The organism is Pseudomonas sp. S2_A05, assembly GCF_054668485.1.
In genome coordinates this window covers 4,107,028-4,131,795 of the sequence record NZ_CP162775.1, presented here as the reverse complement: position 1 = coordinate 4,131,795, position 24,768 = coordinate 4,107,028, and the positions used below count along the sequence as shown (strand labels likewise).

Below are 24,768 nucleotides of genomic sequence, written 5' to 3'. Positions count from 1 at the left end.
GGGGAGCTTCAAGTTTTGAGCTGCAAGCTGCAAGTGGAAGCAAATGCCCGTGTTTCAGGGTTCACACGCTTTGTTCTTGCAGCTTGTGGCTTATAGCTTGCAGCTGCCTCACTGCGACTTGCGGACCCGCAGGTACCATTCGGACAGCAGGCGTACCTGTTTATCGGTGTAGCCACGTTCAACCATTCGCGTAACAAAGTCGTTGTGTTTCTGCTGATCCTCCTTGCTGGCCTTGGCGTTGAAGCTGATGACGGGCAGCAGGTCTTCGGTGTTGGAGAACATTTTCTTCTCGATGACCACCCGCAGTTTTTCGTAGCTGAGCCAGGTCGGGTTCTTGCCGTTGTTGTTGGCCCGGGCGCGCAGGACGAAGTTGACGATTTCGTTGCGGAAATCCTTCGGATTGCTGATGCCGGCCGGTTTTTCGATTTTTTCCAGCTCTTCGTTCAGGGCTACGCGGTTGAGGATCTCGCCGGTTTCCGGGTCGCGATACTCCTGATCCTGAATCCAGAAATCCGCGTACAGCACGTAGCGATCGAAGATGTTCTGGCCGTATTCGCTGTAGGACTCCAGATAAGCGGTCTGGATTTCCTTGCCGATAAACTCGATGTAGCGCGGCGCCAGGTACTCCTTCAGATAGCGCAGGTAACGTTCGCGGGTTTCGGCCTGGAACTGTTCCTGTTCGATCTGTTGTTCCAGCACATAGAGCAGGTGCACCGGGTTGGCGGCGATTTCATGCGGATCGAAGTTGAATACCTTGGAGAGAATCTTGAAGGCGAAGCGGGTCGACAGGCCGTTCATGCCTTCGTCGACACCGGCCGAATCGCGGTACTCCTGAATCGACTTGGCCTTCGGATCGGTGTCCTTGAGGTTTTCGCCGTCGTAGACGCGCATCTTCGAATAGATGTTGGAGTTTTCCGGCTCCTTGAGGCGCGACAACACGGTGAACTGCGCGAGCATTTTCAGGGTGTCCGGTGCGCAGTGCGCCTTGGACAGGGAGCTGTTGAAAAGCAGTTTGTCGTAGATCTTCACTTCGTCGCTGACGCGCAGGCAGTACGGCACTTTGACGATGTAGATCCGGTCGATGAACGCCTCGTTGTTCTTGTTGTTGCGGAAGGTGTGCCACTCCGATTCATTGGAGTGAGCCAGCAGGATGCCGGTAAACGGAATCGCGCCGAGGCCTTCGGTACTGTTGTAGTTGCCCTCTTGGGTAGCAGTCAGCAATGGGTGCAGCACCTTGATCGGCGCCTTGAACATCTCGACGAACTCCATCAGGCCCTGGTTGGCCCGGCACAGCGCACCGGAGTAGCTATAGGCGTCAGCGTCGTTCTGTGGGAATTCTTCGAGTTTGCGGATATCGACCTTGCCGACCAGCGCCGAGATGTCCTGGTTGTTCTCGTCACCGGGTTCGGTCTTGGCCACGGCAATCTGATTGAGGATCGACGGGTACAGCTTGACCACGCGGAACTGGCTGATGTCGCCGCCGAATTCGGCCAAGCGCTTGGTCGCCCAGGGCGACATGATGGTGTTCAGGTAGCGCCGTGGAATGCCGAAATCTTCCTCGAGGATCGCGCCATCTTCGGTGGCGTTGAACAGACCCAGAGGCGACTCGAAGACCGGCGAGCCCTTGATGGCATAAAAGGGCACTTTCTCCATCAGCTGTTTCAGCTTCTCGGCCAGGGACGATTTACCGCCACCGACGGGGCCGAGCAGATAAAGAATCTGTTTCTTCTCTTCCAGGCCTTGGGCGGCGTGGCGGAAATACGAGACGATCTGGTCGATGCATTCTTCCATCCCGTGGAAGTCTTCAAAGGCCGGATAGCGGCGGATCACCTTGTTGGAGAAGATGCGCGACAGCCTCGAATTGGTCGAAGTGTCGAGCAGTTCCGGTTCGCCGATCGCCATCAACAGACGTTCGGCGGCGGAAACGTAGGCGCTGCGATCGTTTTTGCACAGCTCCAGGTACTCCTGCAGAGAGAGTTCTTCCTGGCGTGTGGATTCGAAGCGTTGTTGGAAGTGGCTAAAGATACTCATGACGTCACCTCGCTCGATACGTGGAGCCGACGCCGGATCACTCAGTCGATGCTGGCAGCAGTCGCTGTGGCAGCTGCTGTTTACCCCCCAGAATTCTCCCACGGTCGACAAACCGCGAAAGCTACTCCCGATGACCCGCGCGCCGGTGTACCGGCTCTCCCCTGTTTTGGATGGCCTGCGCTTAAGGATAGTTGGGAATTCGAGAGGTAAAGGCGAGATACGTAATTAGTTGTGGCAGACCGTTCGTCTGCCGCGCGCAGGCCCACGGCAGCCGGGGCCTGCGCTGCGCAAAAAATTATTCGGCGGTGCCTTGCGCGGTTTCCGACGGATAAGTCGTACGCCACAGCTCAAAGCCGCCGTCCATGCTGTAAACGTCGGAGAAGCCTTGGCTGACCAGATAGGCGGCTGCGCCCTGGCTGGAATTGCCGTGGTAGCAGACCACGACGGTCGGTGCATCGAGGTCGGCGCCTTGAATGAAAGCGTGCAGGGAATGGTTGTCGAGATGTTTGGAGCCGCTGATGTGCAGCGCGGCGAAGGTCGCTGGATCGCGTACGTCGACTACGACTGCGCCCTGTTCACGCAGGGCCTGCGCCTGTTCCGGCGGGATTCGTTTGAATTCGGTCATGACAAAGTTCCTGTGCTCAACTGAAGGCGCAGTCTAACGCGAGGCGTTGACGGGCGAATCGTTAGGGGAGAGTGGGGCGACTGATGGCGCAAGCCCGCCGTGCTCGTCGCATTTGCATGAAAGGCGTTCGCCGCTGTCGACGTTCATCAGCGTCAGGCTGCCGCCCCAGACGCATCCGGTGTCCAGCGCGGAAATGCCCGGCTCGTGGATATTGCCCTCGAGCGCCGCCCAGTGACCGAAGATGATGCGCAGGCCTTTGGTCTTGCGCTCCTTGTGCTGAAACCACGGCTTGTAGCCGGGTGGGGCGCTGTCGAGGCCTTCCTTGCTTTTGAGGTCGAGCTTGCCCTCGGCGGTGCAAAAGCGCATGCGTGTGAAGTAATTGGTGATCACTCGCAGACGATCAATGCCTTTGAGGTCGTTGTCCCATTTTGCCGGCTCGTTGCCGTACATACCGTCAAGGTAGGCGGGGAATACGTTATCGTCACGCAGGGCGGTCTCGACTTCGGCGGCGCACTTCAACGCACGGCGCAGCGACCATTGCGGCGGGATGCCGGCATGGACCATCGCAACATCGCGTGTCTCGTCGTAATGCATCAGCTTCTGCTGGCGCAGCCATTCCATCAGCTGCGGCCCATCGGGGGCCTCGATAATTTCGCGCAGTGTGTCGCTTTTCTTCAAACGCTCGATCTTCTTCGCGGCGGCCAGCAGGTGCAGGTCGTGATTGCCGAGCACGCAGACCAGCGACTCACGCATGCCAAAGAGAAAACGCAGGGTTTCCAACGACTGCGGGCCACGGTTGACCAGATCGCCGACCAGCCACAGCCGGTCAAGCGCCGGGTCGAAGGCAGCTTGTTTGAGCAGGCACTTGAGCGGTTCGAGGCAGCCTTGCAGGTCACCGACGGCATACGTCGTCATCAGTGCAGGGCTCCGGGCACGGCGAGGCGAAACGGTTTGATGACGGCATCGAAATGTTTGCCGTCGTCGGCGAGCATTTGATAAGTGCCCTGCATGGTGCCGACCTTGGTGGTCATCACTGTGCCGCTGGTATACGTGTGGCTCTTGCCTGCATCGATCAACGGTTGCTGGCCGACGACGCCTTCACCGCGCACGTGTTCGACATGGCCGTCACCATCGGTGATCACCCAGTGCCGGGACAGAAGCTTGGCCGCAACCTCGCCGTTGTTCTGTACGGTGATGGTGTAGGCGAAGGCGAAACGGTCGTGTTCGGGTTGCGATTGGTCTGGCAGATAGCGGGTGACGACGCTGACATCGACCTGATAACGGGAATCGGACATGCAAGAAGGCCTTAACGAAGCGGAACGCGGGGCGTAGCTGATGGGGAATCAGTCTAGGCAAGTATCGGGCAGTAAACCAGAGTGGTGTGCTGCCCGATAGCGTTCATCGCGAGTCAGTCGGCGGCAGGAGTGGCCGGGACCTGTATCGCGAGCTGGTCGGCCAGACGCACGAATGCAGCCAGATCCAGCTGCTCGGGACGCAGGCTGCCATCGACGCCGGCGGCTTCGATTTCGGCATTGCTGAGCAATTGCTTGAGGGTGTTGCGCAAGGTTTTACGGCGCTGATTGAAGGCTTCGCGCACCACGCGCTCCAGCAACTTGTGATCTTTGGCCGGGTGCGGCAGTACCGCGTGGGGCACCAGACGAACGATCGCCGAGTCGACTTTCGGCGGCGGGTTGAATGCGCCCGGGCCGACGTTGAACAGATGTTCCACGCGGCAATGGTACTGGACCATGATCGACAGACGACCCCAGTCACCGCCACCCGGGCCTGCGGCCAAGCGCTCGACCACTTCTTTCTGCAGCATGAAGTGCATGTCGCGAATGATGCCGGCGTTGTTCAACAGGTGAAAAATCAACGGCGTGGAGATGTTGTACGGCAGGTTGCCGACCACCCGCAGGCTGTTTGGCGCGGCGTTCAGTGTATTGAAGTCGAACTTCAGCGCATCGCCCTGATGCAGGTTGAAATTACTCATGCCGGCAAACTGCTGGTTGAGGATCGGGATCAGATCCTTGTCCAGCTCCACTACGTCGAGTTGCGCGCCGGAGCCCAGCAAACCTTGGGTCAGCGCACCCTGACCGGGGCCGATTTCCAGCAGGCGATCGTCAGGCTTGGCATGGATGGAGCGCAGGATGCGGTCGATAACGCCGGCATCGTGCAGGAAGTTCTGACCAAAGCGTTTGCGCGCCTTGTGTTGATATTGCTCGTTCATAAACGGGTCTCGGCCATCTGGTAGGCGGTTTCCAGGGCGACTTGCAGGCTGCCGGTATCGATCCTGCCGCTGCCGGCCAGATCCAGGGCGGTGCCATGGTCGACCGAGGTGCGGATGATCGGCAGGCCCAGCGTCACGTTGACGGCAGCGCCGAAGCCTTTGTACTTGAGCACGGGCAAGCCCTGGTCGTGGTACATCGCCAGCACTGCGTCGCAGTGCTCCAGATATTTGGGGGTAAACAGAGTGTCGGCAGGCAGCGGGCCACGAAGGTCCATGCCCTCGCCGCGCAGGCGCTCTAATGTCGGTTCGATGATGTCGATTTCTTCATGGCCCAGGTGGCCGCCTTCACCGGCATGCGGGTTGAGACCGCAGACCAGGATGCGGGGCCGGGCGATGCCGAATTTGTCTTGCAGGTCGGCGTGCAGGATTCGCGTGACCCGCTCCAGCCGCTCCGGGGTGATCGCGTCGGCAATCTCGCGCAGGGGCAGGTGGGTGGTGACCAGCGCCACGCGCAAACCGCGAGTGGCCAGCATCATCACTACTTGCGCGGTGTGCGTCAGGTCGGCGAGAAATTCAGTGTGTCCAGAGAACGCGATGCCCGACTCGTTGATCACACCTTTGTGCACGGGCGCGGTGATCATCCCTGCGAAATCACCGTTCAGGCATCCGTTGCCGGCGCGGGTCAGGGTTTCGAGGACGAATGCAGCGTTGGCCTTGTCCAGTTGCCCGGCGATTACCGGTGCGCTGAGCGGCGTGTCCCAGACGTACAGGCTGTTGGCCGGTGCTGGAACATCTGGCCACTGCCCCGGCGCGACATCCAGCAGACTGACGGCCAGCCCCAGCTGCGCGGCCCGCTCAAGGAGTAGGTCGCGGCTGGTGATGGCAATCAGGGGATGTGGCTGGGCTTGCGAGGCGAGCAGCAGGCACAGGTCGGGACCGATGCCGGCCGGTTCGCCGGGTGTCAGCGCGAAACGCTTGGGTTTCACTGCGCTGCCTGGTCTGCACCAGGGAGTTTGATCTCTACGTATGCTTCGTCACGGATCTGACGCAGCCAGGTTTGCAGCTCTTCATCGTATTTGCGGTTACGCAGTACAGTCATTGCTTGCTGCTCACGGGCCTGTTCGGTGCCGTCAGTGGCGCGACGGCCAAGGACTTCCAGCACGTGCCAGCCGTATTGGGTCTGGAATGGCTTGGACAGCTGACCTTGTGGGGTCGAAGCCATCACTTCGCGGAATTCCGGTACCAGCACGTTCGGGTCGATCCAGTTCAGGTCGCCGCCGTTGAGGGCGGAACCCGGATCTTCCGAGTAGTTTTTCGCCAGCTCGGCAAAGTCTTCGCCGGCGGTGATGCGGTCATACAACGATTGCACCAGTGCCTTGGTCTTGGCTTCGTCGCGGATCGGGCTCGGCTTGACCAGGATGTGGCGGACATGCACTTCGTCGCGCATCTGCGCTTCGCCGCCACGTTTGCCCAGCAGCTTCAGAATGATGAAGCCGCCCGGCGTGCGCGCAGGCTGAGTGATGTCGCCAACCGCCATGCTGCTCAGCTCACGATCGAACGGAGGTGGCAGTTGTGCGGCTTTACGCCAGCCCATCTCGCCGCCTTCCAGCGCGTTGTCGCTACCGGATTTGGCCACGGCCATCTGACCGAAGTCGGCGCCTTGCTTGAGCTGCTGGTATACATCCATCGCCTGACGATAAGCGCTCTGAATGGCTTCAGAGTTGGCGCTTTCCGGGGTCGGAATCAGGATGTTGGCCAAGTGCAGTTCTTCGGACAGCTGCATCTTACCGAGGTCGGAGGCGAGGAAGTTCTTCACTTCCTGCTCGGACACCTGGATACGCTCCGCCACACGACGCTGACGCACACGGCTGATGATCATCTCGCGCTTGATCTGATCACGGGCGTCGTCATAGTTCAGGCCGTCACGAGCGAGCGCAGCACGAAACTGATCGACACTCATGTTGTTGCGCTGAGCAATGGTGCCGACAGCCTGGTTCAACTCTTCGTCAGTGATGCGGATGCCCGAGCGTTCGCCGATCTGCAGTTGCAGGTTTTCGACGATCAGACGCTCGAGCACTTGCTGATCGAGCACGCCCGGAGGCGGCAGACCGCCACCGCGCTTGGCGATGGTCTGCTGAACTTCGTGAACGCGCTGGTCCAGTTGGCTCTGCATGACCACGTCGTTATCGACGATCGCCACCACTTTATCGATGGACTGTACGGCGGCGTTGGCCGCCGTACCCAGGAACAGCGCGCCCAGCAGCAGCGGGCGCAGACAATCAGAAAGCTTGGTCTTCACGTTCACGATAACCTTGAATGCCTTTGTCGAGGAAGCTCTCTACCTTGGCGCCAGTCAGGCCGCCGAGTCCCTTCAGAACAATTTGGAGGAAGATGCCATGGTCGCCTTTTTCGTTTTCCGGGGCGTTCTGACTGTTTTCGTCATAGGCGACCCAGTAACGGTTGATCAGGCGCAGTTTCCAGCAGCAGTTGTCGTATTCGAAACCACCGAAGGCTTCCAGCGTGCGATTGCGGTTGTAGTCGTACTGCCAGCGACTGATGGCGTTCCACTGCGGAACGATCGGCCAGATGACCGAGAAGTCATGCTGCTGGATCTTGTAGTAGTCCTTCACGTAGCCAGGTTGACCCGGGGTGCCGTAGTCGCCGCCGCCCACCGACCATTGACCAGTATTCTGATCGTATCGAACCTGGTCGTTGCGATAGCGGTAACCGGCGTTGATGACCTTGTTCGGGTTGTCCGCAGGCTGGTAATGGAACATCGCGCTGCCGGAGCGCGGGCTGCGGCTGTCCGGATCCCAGTTGTAATCGGCAGTGGCGCGCCAGTCACGGTTCCAGCGGTATTCATATTCGAGCGCGTACGGCGAAACACTGGATTTGGAGTCTTCACGAGTTTTCGCATCGATACCAGGCAATTGCACTTCGCGGTTCTTGAAGTAGTACGCCTGGCCCACGCTGATGCGCTGACGTTCAAACCCGTTTTCTTCGATCCAGCGACTGGTAACGCCCAGCGATAGTTTGTTCTCGTCGCCTACACGGTCGGCGCCGGAGAAGCGGTTGTCGCGGAACAGCGAAGAGTAATTGAAGGTATATTCGCTGGTGTCGAATACTGGAATGTCTTCCTGATCTGTCTCGGGAACATAGAGGTAGAACAGGCGTGGTTCCAGAGTCTGGCGGTAATTCTTGCCGAAGTAGGAAGTATCGCGATCGAAATACAGGCCGCTGTCGATGCTGGCAATCGGGACGCCGCGGCTCTGGTTGCTGTCGAACTTGCCGTAAAGCTTCTGGTTTTCCGGCGACAGCGCATCAATCTGGGATTTGCCGGTGTTATCCAGATCAAGCTGATACTGCGTGTACTGATACTTCAACGATGGTTTGAGGAAACCATAGGTCCAGTTCATCGGCAGGCTGACGCCCGGCTTCAGATTCAGGCGATCACCGTTAGCGCGGGCCAGACCGCTGATGTTTGTGTCCAGACGACGCTCGGCAATGCCATCTTCATTGATGAAGTCGCCATCACGTAGATCGCGATCGAAACGAACCAGCTCGGTCTCGTAATCGAAATTCAGACCTTCCGGATGGTACGGCAGCTGACCATTGAAGGTGATCTGCGGCAGACGACCATACGGTGTGATGTTGGAAACGGTAGCCAGCTGATATTGCTGAGCATTCAGGCGTGCGGTGTAGTTGTCGCCACGGTAGCTGACCGCACCCTGCTGATTGACGAAATCATCGCTCTTCACACCAATCTGATCGGTCTGCAGATCCTGGAAGTAATACGGATCGCTGATCTTGGTGTAATCAACTTCTGTGAGCACACGGGAATCGAGCCCGCCCTTGTGCTGCCAGTTGTACATATAGCGAGTGTCTTTGTAGTCGGACTGAAGCTTGCGATCGTCGTTCTCATCATTGAGGTACGCCGCACCGAACTGACCTTCACTCGACTTGGTCAGGTAGCGGAACTCACCCTCCACCAGCATGCCGCGCTTGCTCATGTAACGCGGGTACAACGTGGCGTCATAGTTCGGCGCCAGGTTGAAGTAGTACGGGGTGACCAGCATGAAGCCGGTGTCGCTGCCCGAACCGATGGTCGGCGGCAGGAAGCCTGACTGGCGACGGTCGTCGATCGGGAAGTAGATGTACGGGGTGTACAGAATCGGGATGTCTTTGACGCGCAACGTCACGTTGGTCGCGGTGCCGAAACCGGTCGCCGGGTTCAAGGTGATGTTGTTGCCCTTGAGCTGCCACGCGTTGCTGTTCGGTTCGCACGTGGTGTACGTGCCGTCCTTCAAGCGGATGATCGCGTTTTCGGCACGCTTGGCATACAGCGCGTTACCGCGGATGCGCGATTTGTGCATCACGTATTCGGCGTTGTCGACCTTGGCTTCACCAGTGTCGAGCTGTACATCGGCGTGGTCGCCGACGATCAGCGCGCCGTTGTCGCGGATGCGCACGTTGCCGGCCAGTTCGCCACGGCTCTCGGCCTGATACAGATTGGCCTCGTCGGCTTCGACCTGCATGCTGCCCTGACGCATGATCACGTCACCGGCAAGGCTGGCGACCTGGGTGTCCTGCTCGTAACGCGACGCTTTGGCACCGATGAAGGTCGGCGCGTCACTTTTATTCGTCTTGTCATTCATGCCAGGACGAATCGGTTCGATATAGGAACCAGAGCAGTAAGGACCGGTCTCGGCCAATTGCGCGGCGGTGAGCTTCTCGCGCGGAACCCAGTCGAGGTGACTGTAGTCTTCGCTACGGGATTTCAGGCCACGGCCCTTGGACTCGGTGACCAGTGCGGTTTTCGCGCCAGTGTCGGCGTCGGAACCCTTGTCGGCCGCAGGCTCGCCGGCGGCGCTGACGGCACTGCCGTCATGCACCGGACGCGGCGGCAATGCCGCGGCGGGCGACTTGGGCGCACAGTCCCAGCCACCCGTAGCCGAGACGGAGCAGTCATACTGCTCGGCGGCAACAACGAATTGACTGGCCAGAGGTTGCATAGCCAGCAGACTGCCGGTTACCAACAATGGAAATTTTTTACGAAACGCGGGGGATTTCAATGCCATCTTATTAGTCCGGGCTTCCTGCGTGCCATCTGCCCGCGGTGTGGGCCGCACGCCTCTCGATGGTCTGAAAAAGATGCTGGATAATAAAGCATGACCCGCTTGACGGCTAGCGCCGTCGGAGACCCTTGCAATGCCTGACCAAGATGTACGCTTGCAACACCTGAAAGTTTGGCTCGATGAGCAGTTGGCAAAGTTGTTTGCCGAGCAGGGCTGGGGCACCGTGCCCCCGGCCACGTTGACCGCGGCCAGCAGCGACGCGAGTTTCCGCCGCTACTTCCGCTGGGAGGGCGATGGTCGCAGCTTCGTCGTGATGGACGCGCCGCCACCCCAGGAAAACTGCAAACCGTTCGTGGATATCGCTTTTTTGCTGGCGAAATCCGGAATTAATGTGCCGAAAATTTACGCCGAAGACCTCGAACGCGGTTTTCTTTTGCTCAATGACCTGGGCAACAAGACCTATCTCGACGTCATCGATGGCGAAAATGCCGACGCGTTATTCCACGATGCCCTGCAAGCGCTGTTGGCTTTTCAACAGTTGCCGATGGTTGCGCCGTTGCCCAGTTACGACGTCGCCTTGTTGCGTCGTGAGCTTGAGTTGTTCCCCGAGTGGTACGTCAAGCATGAGCTGGGCGTCGAGTTCGATGCGGCCCAGCAGCAACAGTGGCAGCACATCAGCGAGCTCTTGATCGACAGCGCGCTGGCGCAGCCGAAAGTGCTGGTGCACCGCGACTACATGCCGCGCAACCTGATGCTCAGCGAGCCGAACCCTGGCGTGCTGGACTTCCAGGACGCGGTGTACGGCCCGGTGACCTACGACGTGACTTGCCTGTTCAAGGACGCTTTCCTCAGCTGGCCGGAAGAACGTGTACGCGGCTGGCTGGAAAGTTATTGGCAGCAAGCCTCGGCACTGGACATTCCGGTGCAAGCTGATTTCGAAGACTTCCTGCGCGCCAGCGACTTGATGGGCGTGCAGCGTCACCTGAAAGTCATCGGCATCTTCGCGCGTATCTGCCATCGCGATGGCAAGCCGCGTTATCTGGCCGATGTGCCGCGCTTCTTCACTTATATAGAAGCAGTGATCGCGCGCCGCCCTGAACTGGCGGAACTGCAAGCGCTGTTCAGCAGCTTGCGTGCTGGAGCGACGGCATGAAGGCAATGATTCTGGCAGCGGGCAAAGGCGAGCGCATGCGCCCGCTGACCCTGACTACGCCGAAACCGCTGGTGCGTGCCGCTGGCGTGCCGCTGATCGAGTATCACCTGCACGCCCTCGCGGCCGCAGGTTTCAACGAAGTCGTCATCAACCACGCCTGGCTTGGTCAGCAGATCGAGGATCATCTGGGTGACGGTTCGCGTTTCGGCCTGAGTATCCAGTACTCGCCGGAAGGCGAGCCGCTGGAAACCGGTGGCGGGATTTTCCGTGCGCTGCCGTTACTTGGTGACGATGCGTTTCTGGTGGTCAACGGCGACATCTGGACCGATTACGACTTCAGCGTGCTGCACCAGCCGATCAATGGCCTGGCGCATCTGGTGCTGGCGGACAATCCGGCGCATCACCCGAAAGGCGACTTCACTCTCATCGACGGCAAAGTGCAGGACGGCGAGCCTGATGCGCAGACGCTGACCTACAGCGGCATCGCCGTGCTGCATCCGCAGTTGTTCGATGGTTGCAGCGATGGCGCCTTCAAGCTCGCGCCTCTGCTGCGCAAGGCCATGGCCAAAGATGAAGTGACGGGCGAGCGGCTGAAGGGGCATTGGGTGGATGTCGGTACCCACGAGCGTCTGGCCGAAGCCGAAGCCCTGATAGAAGCGAGTCGCTGAGATGCTGTGGCCAGGGACTCTGATTGGAGCCGGAGTGGGGTACGCGATTGCCAGCATTCCGGGGGCCATGCTTGGGGCGTTGTTGGGGCAGGCGCTGGATCGGCGCCTGCACTTGCAGAGCTGGGGACACTTGCGCGAAAAGCTCGGCGGCCGGCCGATGCTGCGTAACGATGAACTGCTGTTCGTGTTGCTCGGGCGTCTGGCCAAGAGCGACGGGCGCGTCACTGACGGGCATATCCAGCAGGCGCGCAATGAAATGCGCGCGCTGGAAATGAGCGAGCCGGCGACTCGGCGGGCGATTGCCGCGTTCAATCGCGGCAAGTCCGGCAGCGACAATCTGCGCGGCTATCTGCGTCGTTTGAGTGCGCAACCGCACGCGGCCGAAGGTGTGTTGCGCGCCTGTTGGCGAATGGTTTGGGCTGATGGTCGCGCCGGGGTCAGCGAACGCGAGTTGCTGGCGCAGTGGGGCAAGTGGCTCGGCTGGACGTCGCAGCAGGTGCAAGCGCTGGCCAGCGATTACGAGCCGGGCAAGCGGCCGATCGTCAGTGCGGCAGTGAGCTATCAGGAGGCGATGAAGCTGCTTGGGGTGTCGGCGAGCAGCGAGCCGGCACAGATCAAGCGCGCTTACCGGCGATTGCTCAGTCGCCATCACCCGGACAAAATCGCCGGCAGCGGGGCGACCCCGGCGCAGGTGCGTGACGCGACCGAGCGTACGCGGGAATTGCATAACGCCTATACGCTGATTCGCGAGCGGCGGGATTTTCGCTAGAAGTTAGATGGGTGTTGCTTGTGCTTGCCCCTTCGCGAGCAGGCTCGCTCCCACATTGAATTGTGCATAGATCCAATGTGGGAGCGAGCCTGCTCGCGAATTAAGGGCGATTCGGTGTGACAGTCAGTCAACAGCCTGAGGATTCAACCAGCCCCGCACCCGCCGAAACAACTGTTCCTGCTCAGCCTTCTTGTCCGGCAACACCTTCAGCGCCACCTGGCTGAACGCCGAGGTCTTCAGGCGCTTGCTCGCCTGCATGCGCTCCAGCGCTGCGTTGCGATCCAGCGCTCTGTCCATGTAGAAAATATCCACCGTCGGCAGCTTCAGTGTCGGCGTCAGTTCGGCGAGTGGCGGCAGGGCTTTGGCTGGTGCTTGCGCGTCAACCATCACCAGTTTCTCCACCTGCGGCGTCTGCCGCTCGCTGAGAAAACGCGCCGCCCAATAAGCGCCGGTGCCGTGGCCGAGCACGACAATGCTGCGCGCGCTCTGCTGTTCGGCGTAGGCAATCGCCGCGTCGATGCGTCCGAAGATGCGATCGGCATCGGCCTTGGCTTGTTCTTCGCTGGTCTCGGCGACCACCTGTTCGGCAACTTCCGCTTCCCCACCAGCGGCTTGCTCGATCGGTTGCGCGGTGGTGGCATCCTTGCTTGTGGTTTCCGGGGCTTTCGGCGCCGCGGCCGGTTCGATCACGCGCGGAGCAAGGGCGTCGCCTTGCAGATCCGGCAGCGTGATACTCAGGCTGCTCCACTCGACGTCCGGCAATTTGCGTCGCAACGGGCCGATTGCCTGCGGCCAGTCAGCGGTTTCGCCGGCACCGGGGACGATGATCACCGCACCTTTGGGTTCGGCGCTGTTGGCCGGTTTCCACAGGGCGAGGAAAGTGTCGCTGCCAGCCTGCAGTTGTTGCTGCTCTTGCGCCGGCAGTTTACGTTGCAGTGCGGCGGCCTCTTCCTGACTACGCTCAAGCAGTAGCTGGCGCTCGGCCGGTTTTTCCTCGGCGGGTTTATCCGTGGCGGCGGGCGCCGGGTCGGCGGCTTCGGCGGAAAACGCACAAGGCAGGATCAGCGACAGGCACAATGCTGGCAGTGCCAGGCGGTAGACAGAGGGCATCGGTTATTCCAGGCCAGAAAGTATCCCGGCAGCCTAATGGGTTGGTCAGAATTTGTCAGTGTATGAGACTTCAATGAAGCGATTTTGCTGCCTGTGGGTTATCGGCTGTTTGTGGTTTCCCTTGATGGGCTGGGCGGCGCCTGCGCCGCCGGGCCATGCCGCGCAATTGTCGCCAGAGCAGCAACAATGGCTGGCGCAGCACAACGAATTGCGCGTCGGCCTGGTGTTGCAGGCGCCCTATGCGACCTACGATCGGCGCCTGCAGCGATTGTCCGGGGCCAACGTCGAATTGATGAAGCTGCTGGCCAAAACCCTCGGCGTGGAACTGAGCTGGCGCAACTTTCAGGATCTCGGGCAGTTGGAAAACGCTTTGCGCGAGGGCGAGATCGACATCGCCCCGGGCCTCAGCCAGACCCCGAGCGCGCTGCGCCTCTGGCAGTTTTCCGACCCGTACATGCGCGTGCCGCAACTGGTGGTCAGCGATCAGAAAAGCAGCGGCGCGGTCGATCTGGAAAAACTCGACAGCCAGACCCGCGTCGCCGTGCGCATGCCCAGCAGCACCGCCGATTACCTGCGCAGCAACTATCCGCACTTGAATTTGCAAGGTGTGCCGTTGGAGCGTCAGGCCTTGCAACTGCTGTTGAGTCAGCAAGCCTCCTACGCAGTGGTCGACGAAGCGCAGTTGGGGCGTCTGTCGGTGGAGCCGGAGTTTGCCGAACTGGTGGTGGTCGGCGATATCGGCCTGCCGCAGCTGCTGCGTGTGGCCTCGCGCCGCGATTGGCCGGAACTGGCCGGCATTGTCCAGAGCGCCTTGCGCGCAATACCGGCCAAGGACCTGGAACAACTGCACAACCAATGGCTGCAACCGAAATACCCACGGCTGACCGAGTCGCCGGGGTTCTGGCAGAACCTCAGCCTGTTGTTCGCGGTGATGCTGCTCAGTTGCGCGGCCATCGTGGTCTGGCAGCGGCGCCAACAACACAGCCTCGAACAACGCTTGCTCAGCGCCCGCGAGGACATCGCGTTGCGCGCCGCCAGCGAAGAGGCCCTGCGACTGACGCAGTTTTCCATCGACCAAAGTACCGTCGGCATTCTTTGGGTCAATTGGGACAGCCATGTGCGCTACGCCAACCGCGCGGCGGAAAACATGCTCGGCTATCCCTCGGGCGGGCTGATCGAACGGCCGCTGATCGATTTCGAGCCCGGCCTGCACATGGATCGCTGGCTCAATCTGTGGAAGCGTGCGCGGGCCAGTGAAGAAGGGCCGCTGAGCTTCGAAACCAGCTGCCTGCGCGCCGATGGCAGCGTGCTGCCGGCGGACGTTTCCCTGAGCTTTCTGCGTTTTCGCGACAGTGAATATCTGGTGGTCTACCTCACCGACGTCACCGACCGCCGCCGCGCGCTCGCCGCTTTGCAGGAAAGCGAGGCGCGCCTGCAAGGCATCGCCGCCAACGTTCCGGGTCTGGTGTTCAGGCTGGAGCGGGCACCGGTCACCGGGCAGATCGACTTTGCCTACATCAGTGAGGGCAGCGAAAGTCTGGTCGGCTACGCACCGGCAGCCATCGCCCATCGCGACATGGGCCTGCGCAGCCTGGTGCACCCCGATGACAGGGCCAGTTATCACCGTACCCAGGATCAGGCGCTGGACACTGACAGCGACTGGTCGTGGCAGGGCCGCATCGTCACGCGCCAGGGCGAGCAACGCTGGGCCGAGATCAAGGCGATCACCCGCCAGTTGGAGGACGGCGCCTATGTGTGGGACGGCATCGTCTGGGACATCAGCGAAAGCAAACGCATCGAGCTGGAACTGGCCGCCTCGCGCGAGCAACTGCGCGAATTGTCGGCGCATCTGGAGAGCGTGCGCGAAGAAGAGAAGGCGCGTATCGCCCGGGAAGTTCATGATGAGCTGGGGCAGATGCTCACCGTGCTGAAACTGGAGACATCGATGTGCGAACTGGCCTACGCGCAACTCGATCCGGGTCTGAACGAGCGGCTCAACAGCATGAAGCGCCTGATCGCGCAGTTGTTTCAGCTGGTGCGCGATGTGGCGACCGCGTTGCGTCCGCCGATTCTGGATGCCGGGATTGCCTCGGCGATCGAGTGGCAGGCGCGGCGGTTCGAGGCGCGCACGCAGATTCCGTGTCTGGTGCAGGTGCCGGACAACCTGCCGGCGCTCAGCGATGCCAAGGCGGTGGGGCTGTTCCGGATTTTGCAGGAGGCGCTGACCAACGTGATGCGCCATGCTCAGGCGCACACGGTGGAGCTGACGCTGGTGCTTGCGGGCGATGAATTGTGTCTGACCGTCAGCGATGATGGCGTAGGATTTGTCGCCGCCGAGGGTCGGCCGACCTCGTTTGGTCTGGTCGGCATGCGTGAGCGGGTGCTGATCATGGGCGGGCGGCTGGAGCTGGTGAGTGAGCCGGGGGAGGGCACCAGTCTTCAAGTGTGGGTGCCGGTAAGTGAGGTCTGAAGTTTTGTATTGTGAGTGCTGACACCTTCGCGAGCAGGCTCGCTCCCACAGGGACTGGTGTGTACCTGAAATCTGGAGAACAACGTGATCCGTGTATTGGTAGCTGAAGACCACACCATCGTCCGCGAGGGCATCAAGCAATTGATCGGCTTGGCCAAGGATCTGCAAGTGGTGGGGGAGGCGAGCAATGGCGAGCAACTGCTCGAAACCCTGCGCAGCGTACCTTGCGAGGTGGTGCTGCTGGACATCTCCATGCCCGGGGTCAATGGCCTGGAAGCGATCCCGCGCATTCGGGCGCTGAACAATCCGCCAGCAATTCTGGTGCTGTCGATGCACGACGAAGCGCAAATGGCCGCGCGCGCGTTGAAGGTCGGCGCGGCCGGGTATGCGACCAAGGACAGCGATCCGGCGCTGCTGCTCACGGCGATCCGCAAAGTCGCAGCGGGCGGGCGTTACATTGACCCGGAACTGGCCGACCGCATGGTCTTCGAAGTCGGCCTGACCGATACCCGCCCGCTGCATTCGCTGTTGTCAGAACGCGAATTCTCAGTGTTCGAGCGCCTCGCTCAGGGCGCGAACGTCAACGAAATCGCCCAGCAACTGGCCTTGAGCAGCAAGACCATCAGCACGCACAAGGCGCGGCTGATGCAGAAGCTCAACATCACCTCGCTGGCGGAGCTGGTGAAATATGCGATGGAGCACAAACTCCTTTGACCGTCACCGCCCTCATGTGGGAGCGAGCCTGCTCGCGAAGGCGGCGTAACAGTCAGCCATTCAGTTTGATGACCCACCGCATTCGCGAGCAGGCTCGCTCCCACAGGTTCGGAGTTGGCATATCCATTAGCGACAGACGCTTTTGCCTTTACTAGCGGCTTGCAGCTTGCCCCTTGCCGCTGCGTTTGCCCAAACGCGCCATCCTTGTAGGGCAATCCCTACCCCCAACCTTCCATTGCGCTTAAGCGATTCTCTCCTGCACCCCGATTTGCGTGGCCGCCGCCAGCCACTAGGCTTGATGAACAAGCAGTCATCAACAACAAAGGTGTGGGTATGAGCCAGGTCGATACAAGCGCAGGGACCAGTGATGTGCTGGTCAGCTTTCGTGGTGTGCAGAAGAGCTACGACGGCGAGAACCTGATCGTCAAAGACCTCAACCTGGACATTCGCAAGGGCGAATTTCTTACCCTGCTCGGGCCGTCCGGTTCCGGCAAGACCACCAGCCTGATGATGCTCGCCGGATTCGAAACGCCGACCGCCGGTGAAATCCTTCTGTCCGGGCGTTCGATCAACAACGTGCCGCCGCACAAGCGCGATATCGGCATGGTGTTCCAGAACTACGCGCTGTTCCCGCACATGACTGTCGCGGAGAACCTTGCTTTCCCGTTGACCGTGCGCGGCCTGAATAAAAGCGATGTCAGCGAGCGGGTGAAGAAAGTCCTCAGCATGGTTCAGCTCGATGCCTTCGCTTCGCGCTATCCGGCGCAGTTGTCCGGCGGTCAGCAGCAGCGTGTGGCACTGGCCCGCGCGTTGGTGTTCGAGCCGCAACTGGTGTTGATGGACGAACCGCTGGGCGCCCTCGACAAACAACTGCGTGAACACATGCAGATGGAGATCAAGCACCTGCACCAGCGCCTCGGCGTGACCGTGGTCTACGTGACCCACGACCAGGGCGAAGCACTGACCATGTCCGACCGCGTCGCGGTGTTCCATCAAGGCGAGATCCAGCAGATCGCGCCACCGCGCACGCTTTACGAAGAACCGAAAAACACCTTCGTCGCCAACTTCATTGGCGAGAACAACCGCCTCAACGGCCGCCTGCTCAGCCAGAGCGGCGAGCGCTGTGTGGTCGAGTTGGGTCGTGGCGAAAAGGTCGAGGCACTGGCAGTCAACGTTGGCCAGACCGGCGAGCCGGTGACCCTGTCGATCCGTCCGGAGCGCGTCAGCCTCAACGGTTCGAGCGATCAATGCGTCAACCGCTTCTCAGGGAGGGTGGCGGAATTCATCTATCTGGGCGACCACGTCCGGGTGCGCCTGGAAGTCTGCGGCAAGACCGACTTCTTCGTGAAACAACCGATTGCCGAGCTCGATCCTGCGCTCAGCGTCGGCGACGTGGTACCGCTTGGCTGGCAGGTCGAGCACGTTCGTGCGCTCGATCCGCTTTTAGAGGCGCACTAAGCGCCCCGGCAATACCAACACCAACCCTGCACGTGGAGAGAACAATAAATGTTGAGATCCCTGAAGTTCACCGCCCTGACTCTGGGCCTGATGGGTGCGACCGGCGCAATGGCCGCCGGCCCGGACTTGACCGTGGTGTCGTTTGGCGGGGCGAACAAGGCGGCGCAAGTCAAAGCCTTCTATGCACCCTGGGAAGCGGCGGGTAACGGCAAGATCGTCGCTGGCGAATACAACGGCGAGATGGCCAAGGTCAAAGCCATGGTCGACACCAAGAGCGTGTCGTGGGATCTGGTCGAAGTTGAATCGCCAGAGCTGTCCCGTGGCTGCGACGAAGACATGTTCGAACAACTCGACCCGGCGCTGTTCGGCAAGACTGAAGACTACGTCAAAGGCGCGATTCAGCCTTGCGGCGTGGGCTTCTTCGTTTGGTCGACTGTACTGGCTTACAACGCCGACAAGCTGAAAACCGCGCCGACCAGTTGGGCGGATTTCTGGGACACCAAGAAATTCCCGGGCAAGCGTGGCCTGCGCAAAGGCGCCAAGTACACCCTCGAATTCGCGCTGATGGCCGATGGTGTGGCGCCGAAAGACGTCTACAAAGAGCTGGCGAGCAAGGGTGGCCAGGATCGCGCGTTCAAGAAACTTGATGAGCTGAAGCCGAGCATCCAATGGTGGGAAGCCGGTGCGCAACCGCCGCAATACCTTGCTTCCGGTGACGTGGTGATGAGCTCGGCGTACAACGGTCGCATTGCGGCGGTGCAGAAAGAATCCAACCTGAAAGTGGTATGGAACGGCGGCATCTACGACTTCGACGCCTGGGCCATCCCGAAAGGTCTGGACGCCAAGCGCGCCGAAGCGGCGAAGAAGTTCATTGCCTTCTCGGTGCAGCCGCAGCAGCAGAAGACCTACTCGGAAAACATCGCCTACGGCCCGGCCAATACCCAGGCTGTGCCGCTGCTGGCCAAGGATGTCCTGAAAGACATGCCGACCACCCCGGAAAACATCGCCAACCAGGTGCAGATCGACGTCAGCTTCTGGGCTGACAACGGCGAGCAACTGGAACAGCGTTTCAACTCTTGGGCTGCCAAATAAGCCAAGCATGCGGACCGATGGCTTTCCGGATGATCGTTCCCACGCTCTGCGTGGGAATGCCGCCCGGTACGCTCCGCGTCCCTGTGTGACGCAGAGCGTCACTGGATTCATTCCCACGCAGAGCGTGGGAACGATCACTGGCAAAAGTTCGAGGTGGTTCGCCACCTCTGTAACGATCAAAGATTTGCGGAGTACGTCATGGCCATCGCCGTTCCCCTGAACGAGGGCAACAGCCCCACCTTGAAGCAGAAGCTCAAGCACGCCGAGCGGGTCAACCGCTGGAAGGCCCAGGCACTGATTGCGCCGCTGGTGCTGTTTCTGCTGCTGGTGTTTCTGGTGCCGATCGTGGCGCTGCTCTATAAAAGCGTCGGCAACCCGGAAGTGGTTGGCGGCATGCCGCGCACTGTCACTGCCATCGCGAGTTGGGACGGCCGTGGTCTGCCGGCCGAACCGGTGTACAAGGCGGCCAGCGAAGACCTCGCCGAAGCCCGCAAAAACCAGACGCTGGGCGATCTGTCCAAGCGCTTGAACATGGAGTTGGCCGGCTATCGCAGCCTGCTGACCAAAACCGCCCGGGCGCTGCCGTTCGCCAGCGAACCGGCTTCTTATAAGGAAGCGCTGGAAGCGCTCGACGAGCGCTGGGGCGATCCGGCTTATTGGCAAGCGGTGAAACGCAACACCAGCAGCATCACTCCGTATTACCTGCTGGCGGCAGTCGATCACCGTATCGATGATCTCGGCGAACTGGCCCCGGCCACCCCGGATCAGGCTATCTACCTCGACATCTTCGCCCGCACCTTCTGGATGGGCCTGGTCATCACCGCGATCTGCCTGCTGCTCGCCTATCCACTGGCTTATCTGCTGGCGAACCTGCCTTCGCGGCAGAGCAACCTGCTGATGATCCTGGTGCTGCTGCCGTTCTGGACTTCGATTCTGGTGCGGGTCGCAGCGTGGATCGTGCTGCTGCAATCGGGCGGTCTGATCAACAGTGCGCTGTTGGCCATGGGCATCATCGATAAACCGCTGGAACTGGTGTTCAACCGCACCGGCGTGTACATCTCGATGGTGCACATTCTGCTGCCGTTCATGATTCTGCCGATCTACAGCGTGATGAAAGGCATCTCGCCGACCTACATGCGCGCGGCGATTTCCCTCGGCTGTCATCCGTTCGCCAGTTTCTGGCGGGTGTACTTCCCGCAGACCTACGCCGGCGTTGGCGCCGGCTGCCTGTTGGTGTTCATCCTCGCGATCGGCTACTACATCACCCCGGCGCTGCTCGGCAGCCCGAACGACCAAATGGTCAGCTACTTCGTCGCTTTCTACACCAACACCAGCATCAACTGGGGCATGGCCACCGCGCTCGGCGGCTTGCTGTTGCTGGCGACCGTGGTGCTTTATCTGATCTACAGCTGGCTGGTCGGCGCCAGTCGCTTGCGCCTGAGCTAAGGGGAATTTGCGATGCTGAGTCCTTACATGTCGCCCATCGAACGGGTGTGGTTCTACAGCCTGCGGATTCTCTGCGGCCTGATTCTGTTGTTCCTTATCCTGCCGGTGCTGGTGATCGTGCCGCTGTCGTTCAACTCGGGGAGTTTTCTGGTGTACCCGCTGCAGGGTTTCTCGCTGCAGTGGTACCACGACTTCTTCGCCTCGGCGGAATGGATGCGCGCGCTGAAGAACAGCATCATCGTCGCCCCGGCGGCGACGGTGCTGGCGATGATCTTCGGCACGCTGGCGGCGATCGGCCTGACCCGTGGCGACTTCCCTGGCAAGTCACTGGTGATGGCGCTGGTGATTTCGCCGATGGTGGTGCCGGTGGTGATCATTGGCGTGGCCAGCTATCTGTTCTTCGCGCCACTGGGGCTGGGTAACAGCTTCTTCTCGCTGATCGTCGTGCATGCGGTATTGGGTGTGCCGTTTGTGATCATCACCGTGTCGGCGACGTTGCAGGGTTTCAATCACAACCTGGTGCGTGCTGCTGCGAGTCTCGGTGCATCGCCGCTGACTGCATTCCGCCGGGTGACCTTGCCGCTGATTGCGCCGGGAGTGATTTCCGGGGCGCTGTTTGCCTTTGCGACTTCTTTCGATGAAGTGGTAGTGACGCTGTTCCTTGCCGGGCCTGAGCAGGCGACATTGCCTCGGCAGATGTTCAGCGGGATTCGCGAAAACCTCAGCCCGACGATTGCAGCGGCGGCGACGTTGCTGATTGCCTTCTCCGTCATCCTGCTGCTGACGCTGGAATGGCTGCGCGGGCGTAGCGAGAAACTGCGTACTGCGCAGGTCTGAGATCAAGGTCAAAAGCCACCCCTCACCCCAGCCCTCTCCCAAGGGGGCGAGGGGGAAGGGAGCAGATCTTCGAGGCTTTCGCGGCCGGAGTTCGACTCGGTAATTCAGGTCGATGTATTTCGAGAGTACAACCCGGTCAGTCCCCTCTCCCCTCCGGGAGAGGGTTAGGGTGAGGGGCTCTTGATCTTCCTATCCGATCAACCATTCACACCCTGAATAGCAGACAACCCCAAATCCCCAGCTAATCTTGTGCCCAGCTCCCACATCTATAAGAGGCTGCGCACCATGAGTCTGTCCCAGTTCAAAATCGCTCATAAACTGATCACCGGCGCCGCAGCCATCGAACAACTGGCCGCTGAACTCACCCGTCTGGACATCGACAATCCGCTGATCGTCACCGACGCCGCGCTGGTCAAGTCCGGTACTGTCGAACTGGCGCTGGTGCAACTCGGCGGGCGCGAATACGAGATTTTCGACCGTGTGCTGCCCGATCCGGAAATCGCCATCGTCGAAGACTGCATGCGCGCCTATCGCGAAGGCGGCCATGACGGTTTGATCGGCCTCGGGGGCGGCAGCGCCATCGATATTGCCAAAAGTGTCGCCGCCTACGCCGGATATCACGGCGCGCTGGAAGATCTGTTCGGCGTCGATCAGGTGCCGCGCAAAGGCCCGCCGCTGATCGCCATCCCCACCACCGCCGGCACTGGTTCCGAAGTCACCAACGTGGCGATCCTCTCCGACAAGGTCGCGCAGTTGAAGAAAGGCATCGTCAGCGACTATCTCCTACCGGATGTGGCGCTGGTCAGTCCGCAAATGACCCTGACCTGTCCGCGCAGCGTCACCGCCGCCAGTGGTGTCGATGCACTGGTGCACGCCATCGAATCCTACCTGTCGGTGAATGCCTCGCCGATCACCGACTCCCTCGCCATCGGCGCGATCAAGCTGATCGCCAGCGCTCTGCCCAAGGCCTACGCCAACGGCGCCAATCTGCAAGCGCGCGAAGACATGGCCACCGCCAGCCTCATGGCCGGCATGGCGTTCGGTAACGCCGGGGTCGGTGCGGTGCATGCGTTGGCGTATCCGCTGGGCGGGCGCTTCAACATTGCCCACGGTGTCAGCAACGCCTTGCTGCTGCCCTATGTGATGACCTGGAACAAAATGGCCTGTGTCGAACGCATGCAGGATATTGCCGAAGCCATGGGCGTGAAGACCGCGCATCTGAGCGCCAGCGAAGCCGCGGACAAAGCCGTGCAGGCCATGACCGACCTGTGCGCGGCAGTGGAAATCCCTGCGGGGCTGCGCAGTTTCGGCGTGCCGGAGGAAGCAATTCCGGCGATGGCCGTGGAGGCCGCCGGCATCGAGCGCTTGATGCGCAACAACCCGCGCAAACTCAGCGCCGGCGACATCGAGAAGATCTACCGCGCGGCTTACTGAGACGCGGACGCTGAGGGCTCATGGCACAACCCAATCATCGCGGTCCCGGTGCGCGCGTGGAAACTTGAGGTATACAATGCGCGCCATCGTGATTTAGCTCAGCACAGGTGCGTCATGCAGCCCTTCGTAATTGCTCCGTCGATCCTCTCCGCCGACTTCGCCCGCCTCGGCGAGGAAGTGGACAACGTTCTCGCCGCCGGCGCCGACTTCGTCCACTTCGATGTCATGGACAACCACTACGTGCCCAACCTGACGATCGGCCCGATGGTCTGCGCGGCGCTGCGCAAGTACGGCGTGACCGCGCCGATCGACGCGCACCTGATGGTCAGCCCGGTGGACCGCATCGTCGGCGACTTCATCGAAGCCGGCGCGACTTACATCACCTTCCACCCGGAAGCCACTTTGCACGTCGATCGCTCGCTGCAACTGATCCGCGAAGGTGGTTGCAAATCCGGCCTGGTGTTCAACCCCGCGACTCCGCTGGACGTGCTCAAGTACGTGATCGACAAGGTCGACATGGTCCTGCTGATGAGCGTCAACCCGGGCTTCGGTGGGCAGAAGTTCATTCCCGGCACCCTCGACAAATTGCGTGAAGCGCGGGCGATCATCGACGCTTCCGGTCGCGACATCCGTCTGGAAATCGACGGCGGCGTCAACGTCAACAACATCCGCGAAATTGCCGCTGCTGGCGCCGATACCTTCGTCGCCGGCTCGGCCATTTTCAACGCGCCAAACTATCAGGAAGTCATCGACAAGATGCGTTCCGAACTGGCACTGGCGCGCCCATGAGCGGTTTTGAGCAGTTGTTCCCGGGGCAGTTGCCACGGTTGGTGATGTTCGATCTGGATGGCACGCTGATCGATTCGGTTCCCGACCTGGCAGCGGCGGTGGACACCATGCTGCTCTCCCTCGGCCGTCCGCCGGCAGGTATCGAAGCGGTGCGCGAATGGGTCGGCAATGGCGCGCCGGTGCTGGTGCGTCGGGCCTTGGCGGGTGGCATCGATCACTCGGCAGTGGACGACGCTGAAGCCGAGCGCGCACTGGAGATTTTCATGGAGGCGTACGGCGCCAGCCATGAACTGACCGTGGTCTATCCCGGTGTGCGCGACACGCTCAAGTGGCTGCACAAACAAGGCGTGGCCATGGCGTTGATCACCAACAAGCCGGAGCGCTTCGTCGCGCCGCTGCTCGATCAGATGAAAATCGGCCGCTACTTCAAGTGGATCATCGGCGGCGATACCCTGCCGCAGAAGAAGCCTGACCCGGCGGCGCTGTTTTTCGTAATGAAAATGGCCAACATTCCGGCCTCGCAATCGTTGTTCGTCGGCGACTCGCGCAGTGATGTGCAGGCGGCGAAAGCAGCGGGGGTCAAGTGTGTGGCGCTGAGTTACGGCTATAACCATGGCCGGCCGATTGCCGAGGAATCGCCGGCTCTGGTGGTCGACGATTTGCGCAAACTAATTCCCGGTTGCCTGGATCTGGCCGGTGGGATAACGTTGCCCGACGCTGTTCAACCCCCTTCTGGAAACGCCATCGTGGTGGTCACCCGCAAACTCTGGATGAAAGTCATCAAGGCCCTGGCCCGCTGGCGTTGGCGCGCCTGACTGATTCTGGCCGGCCCTGCCGGCGCGTTTGCATACTTGACTGATTGCACCTCAC

21 protein-coding genes are annotated in these 24,768 nt (G+C 60.7%); 12 read left to right on the top strand and 9 right to left on the bottom strand.

Features of this window, described 5'->3' with window-relative positions; genetic code table 11:
- Nucleotides 1-108: 108 nt before the first annotated feature.
- The 8 genes from AB4O12_RS18895 to AB4O12_RS18860 form a co-directional block, all read right to left on the bottom strand.
- Nucleotides 109-2,031 carry a PrkA family serine protein kinase gene (locus AB4O12_RS18895; protein ID WP_016772892.1) on the bottom strand — a complete coding sequence of 641 codons (1,923 nt, stop codon included), beginning with the start codon at nucleotides 2,029-2,031 and terminating at the stop codon, nucleotides 109-111.
- A 295-nt stretch (nucleotides 2,032-2,326) separates the two neighbouring features.
- A complete protein-coding gene (glpE, locus tag AB4O12_RS18890) occupies nucleotides 2,327-2,656 on the bottom strand; it encodes a thiosulfate sulfurtransferase GlpE (RefSeq protein ID WP_095181409.1) in 330 nt (109 codons plus the stop codon).
- A gap of 33 nt (nucleotides 2,657-2,689) precedes the next feature.
- Nucleotides 2,690-3,571, bottom strand: coding sequence for a symmetrical bis(5'-nucleosyl)-tetraphosphatase (locus AB4O12_RS18885; RefSeq protein ID WP_460059440.1), 882 nt, complete (start codon nucleotides 3,569-3,571; stop codon nucleotides 2,690-2,692).
- Complete coding sequence (apaG, locus tag AB4O12_RS18880) at nucleotides 3,571-3,951, bottom strand: Co2+/Mg2+ efflux protein ApaG (protein ID WP_457265089.1); 381 nt, start codon at nucleotides 3,949-3,951, stop codon at nucleotides 3,571-3,573. The genes AB4O12_RS18885 and apaG overlap by 1 nt, the downstream gene beginning before the upstream one ends.
- A 113-nt stretch (nucleotides 3,952-4,064) precedes the next feature.
- The gene (gene rsmA / locus AB4O12_RS18875; protein WP_016772896.1) at nucleotides 4,065-4,883 is read right to left on the bottom strand and encodes a 16S rRNA (adenine(1518)-N(6)/adenine(1519)-N(6))-dimethyltransferase RsmA; all 819 of its coding nucleotides are present in this window, start codon (nucleotides 4,881-4,883) and stop codon (nucleotides 4,065-4,067) included.
- The gene (gene pdxA / locus AB4O12_RS18870; RefSeq protein ID WP_016772897.1) at nucleotides 4,880-5,869 is read right to left on the bottom strand and encodes a 4-hydroxythreonine-4-phosphate dehydrogenase PdxA; all 990 of its coding nucleotides are present in this window, start codon (nucleotides 5,867-5,869) and stop codon (nucleotides 4,880-4,882) included. The genes rsmA and pdxA overlap by 4 nt, the downstream gene beginning before the upstream one ends.
- The gene (gene surA, locus AB4O12_RS18865; RefSeq protein ID WP_310219021.1) at nucleotides 5,866-7,188 is read right to left on the bottom strand and encodes a peptidylprolyl isomerase SurA; all 1,323 of its coding nucleotides are present in this window, start codon (nucleotides 7,186-7,188) and stop codon (nucleotides 5,866-5,868) included. The genes pdxA and surA overlap by 4 nt, the downstream gene beginning before the upstream one ends.
- A complete protein-coding gene (locus AB4O12_RS18860) occupies nucleotides 7,163-9,961 on the bottom strand; it encodes an LPS-assembly protein LptD (protein ID WP_095181412.1) in 2,799 nt (932 codons plus the stop codon). The genes surA and AB4O12_RS18860 overlap by 26 nt, the downstream gene beginning before the upstream one ends.
- A 130-nt stretch (nucleotides 9,962-10,091) precedes the next feature.
- Here AB4O12_RS18860 and AB4O12_RS18855 point away from each other — a divergent pair, with 130 nt between their 5' ends.
- The 3 genes from AB4O12_RS18855 to AB4O12_RS18845 are packed head-to-tail and all read left to right on the top strand — an operon-like array spanning nucleotide 10,092 to nucleotide 12,548.
- Complete coding sequence (locus AB4O12_RS18855) at nucleotides 10,092-11,111, top strand: aminoglycoside phosphotransferase family protein (protein WP_252886886.1); 1,020 nt, start codon at nucleotides 10,092-10,094, stop codon at nucleotides 11,109-11,111.
- Nucleotides 11,108-11,779 carry an N-acetylmuramate alpha-1-phosphate uridylyltransferase MurU gene (murU, locus tag AB4O12_RS18850; protein WP_460059435.1) on the top strand — a complete coding sequence of 224 codons (672 nt, stop codon included), beginning with the start codon at nucleotides 11,108-11,110 and terminating at the stop codon, nucleotides 11,777-11,779. Before AB4O12_RS18855 ends, murU begins: the two co-directional genes overlap by 4 nt.
- Nucleotide 11,780: 1 nt before the next feature.
- Nucleotides 11,781-12,548: a TerB family tellurite resistance protein gene (locus AB4O12_RS18845; RefSeq protein ID WP_252876997.1), complete on the top strand. Its 768-nt coding sequence runs from the start codon at nucleotides 11,781-11,783 to the stop codon at nucleotides 12,546-12,548.
- Nucleotides 12,549-12,671: 123 nt separating this feature from the next.
- Here AB4O12_RS18845 and AB4O12_RS18840 read toward each other — a convergent pair whose 3' ends face one another.
- Nucleotides 12,672-13,658: an alpha/beta hydrolase family protein gene (locus AB4O12_RS18840; protein WP_460059432.1), complete on the bottom strand. Its 987-nt coding sequence runs from the start codon at nucleotides 13,656-13,658 to the stop codon at nucleotides 12,672-12,674.
- A gap of 73 nt (nucleotides 13,659-13,731) precedes the next feature.
- Here AB4O12_RS18840 and AB4O12_RS18835 point away from each other — a divergent pair, with 73 nt between their 5' ends.
- From AB4O12_RS18835 to AB4O12_RS18795, 9 genes are all read left to right on the top strand, one after another.
- Nucleotides 13,732-16,128 (top strand): PAS domain-containing sensor histidine kinase, encoded by a 2,397-nt coding sequence (locus AB4O12_RS18835; protein ID WP_460059430.1) that lies wholly within the window; start codon nucleotides 13,732-13,734, stop codon nucleotides 16,126-16,128.
- An 84-nt stretch (nucleotides 16,129-16,212) separates the two neighbouring features.
- Nucleotides 16,213-16,842, top strand: a complete 630-nt coding sequence (locus AB4O12_RS18830) for a response regulator (protein WP_041476690.1) — start codon at nucleotides 16,213-16,215, stop codon at nucleotides 16,840-16,842.
- Nucleotides 16,843-17,175: 333 nt separating this feature from the next.
- A complete protein-coding gene (locus AB4O12_RS18825; RefSeq protein ID WP_041476689.1) occupies nucleotides 17,176-18,300 on the top strand; it encodes an ABC transporter ATP-binding protein in 1,125 nt (374 codons plus the stop codon).
- Nucleotides 18,301-18,348: 48 nt separating this feature from the next.
- Nucleotides 18,349-19,392: an ABC transporter substrate-binding protein gene (locus AB4O12_RS18820; protein WP_016772907.1), complete on the top strand. Its 1,044-nt coding sequence runs from the start codon at nucleotides 18,349-18,351 to the stop codon at nucleotides 19,390-19,392.
- A 198-nt stretch (nucleotides 19,393-19,590) separates the two neighbouring features.
- Complete coding sequence (locus tag AB4O12_RS18815; protein ID WP_252886884.1) at nucleotides 19,591-20,838, top strand: ABC transporter permease; 1,248 nt, start codon at nucleotides 19,591-19,593, stop codon at nucleotides 20,836-20,838.
- Nucleotides 20,839-20,850: 12 nt separating this feature from the next.
- Entirely contained in the window at nucleotides 20,851-21,675 is an 825-nt protein-coding gene (locus tag AB4O12_RS18810; RefSeq protein WP_093097808.1) for an ABC transporter permease, read from the top strand.
- Nucleotides 21,676-21,960: 285 nt separating this feature from the next.
- Nucleotides 21,961-23,109 carry an iron-containing alcohol dehydrogenase gene (locus tag AB4O12_RS18805; RefSeq protein ID WP_016772910.1) on the top strand — a complete coding sequence of 383 codons (1,149 nt, stop codon included), beginning with the start codon at nucleotides 21,961-21,963 and terminating at the stop codon, nucleotides 23,107-23,109.
- A gap of 114 nt (nucleotides 23,110-23,223) precedes the next feature.
- On the top strand, nucleotides 23,224-23,898 hold the full coding sequence (rpe, locus tag AB4O12_RS18800) for a ribulose-phosphate 3-epimerase (protein WP_007918813.1): 675 nt from the start codon (nucleotides 23,224-23,226) through the stop codon (nucleotides 23,896-23,898).
- On the top strand, nucleotides 23,895-24,713 hold the full coding sequence (locus AB4O12_RS18795; RefSeq protein WP_460059425.1) for a phosphoglycolate phosphatase: 819 nt from the start codon (nucleotides 23,895-23,897) through the stop codon (nucleotides 24,711-24,713). The genes rpe and AB4O12_RS18795 overlap by 4 nt, the downstream gene beginning before the upstream one ends.
- The last annotated feature ends 55 nt before the right edge of the window (nucleotides 24,714-24,768 follow it).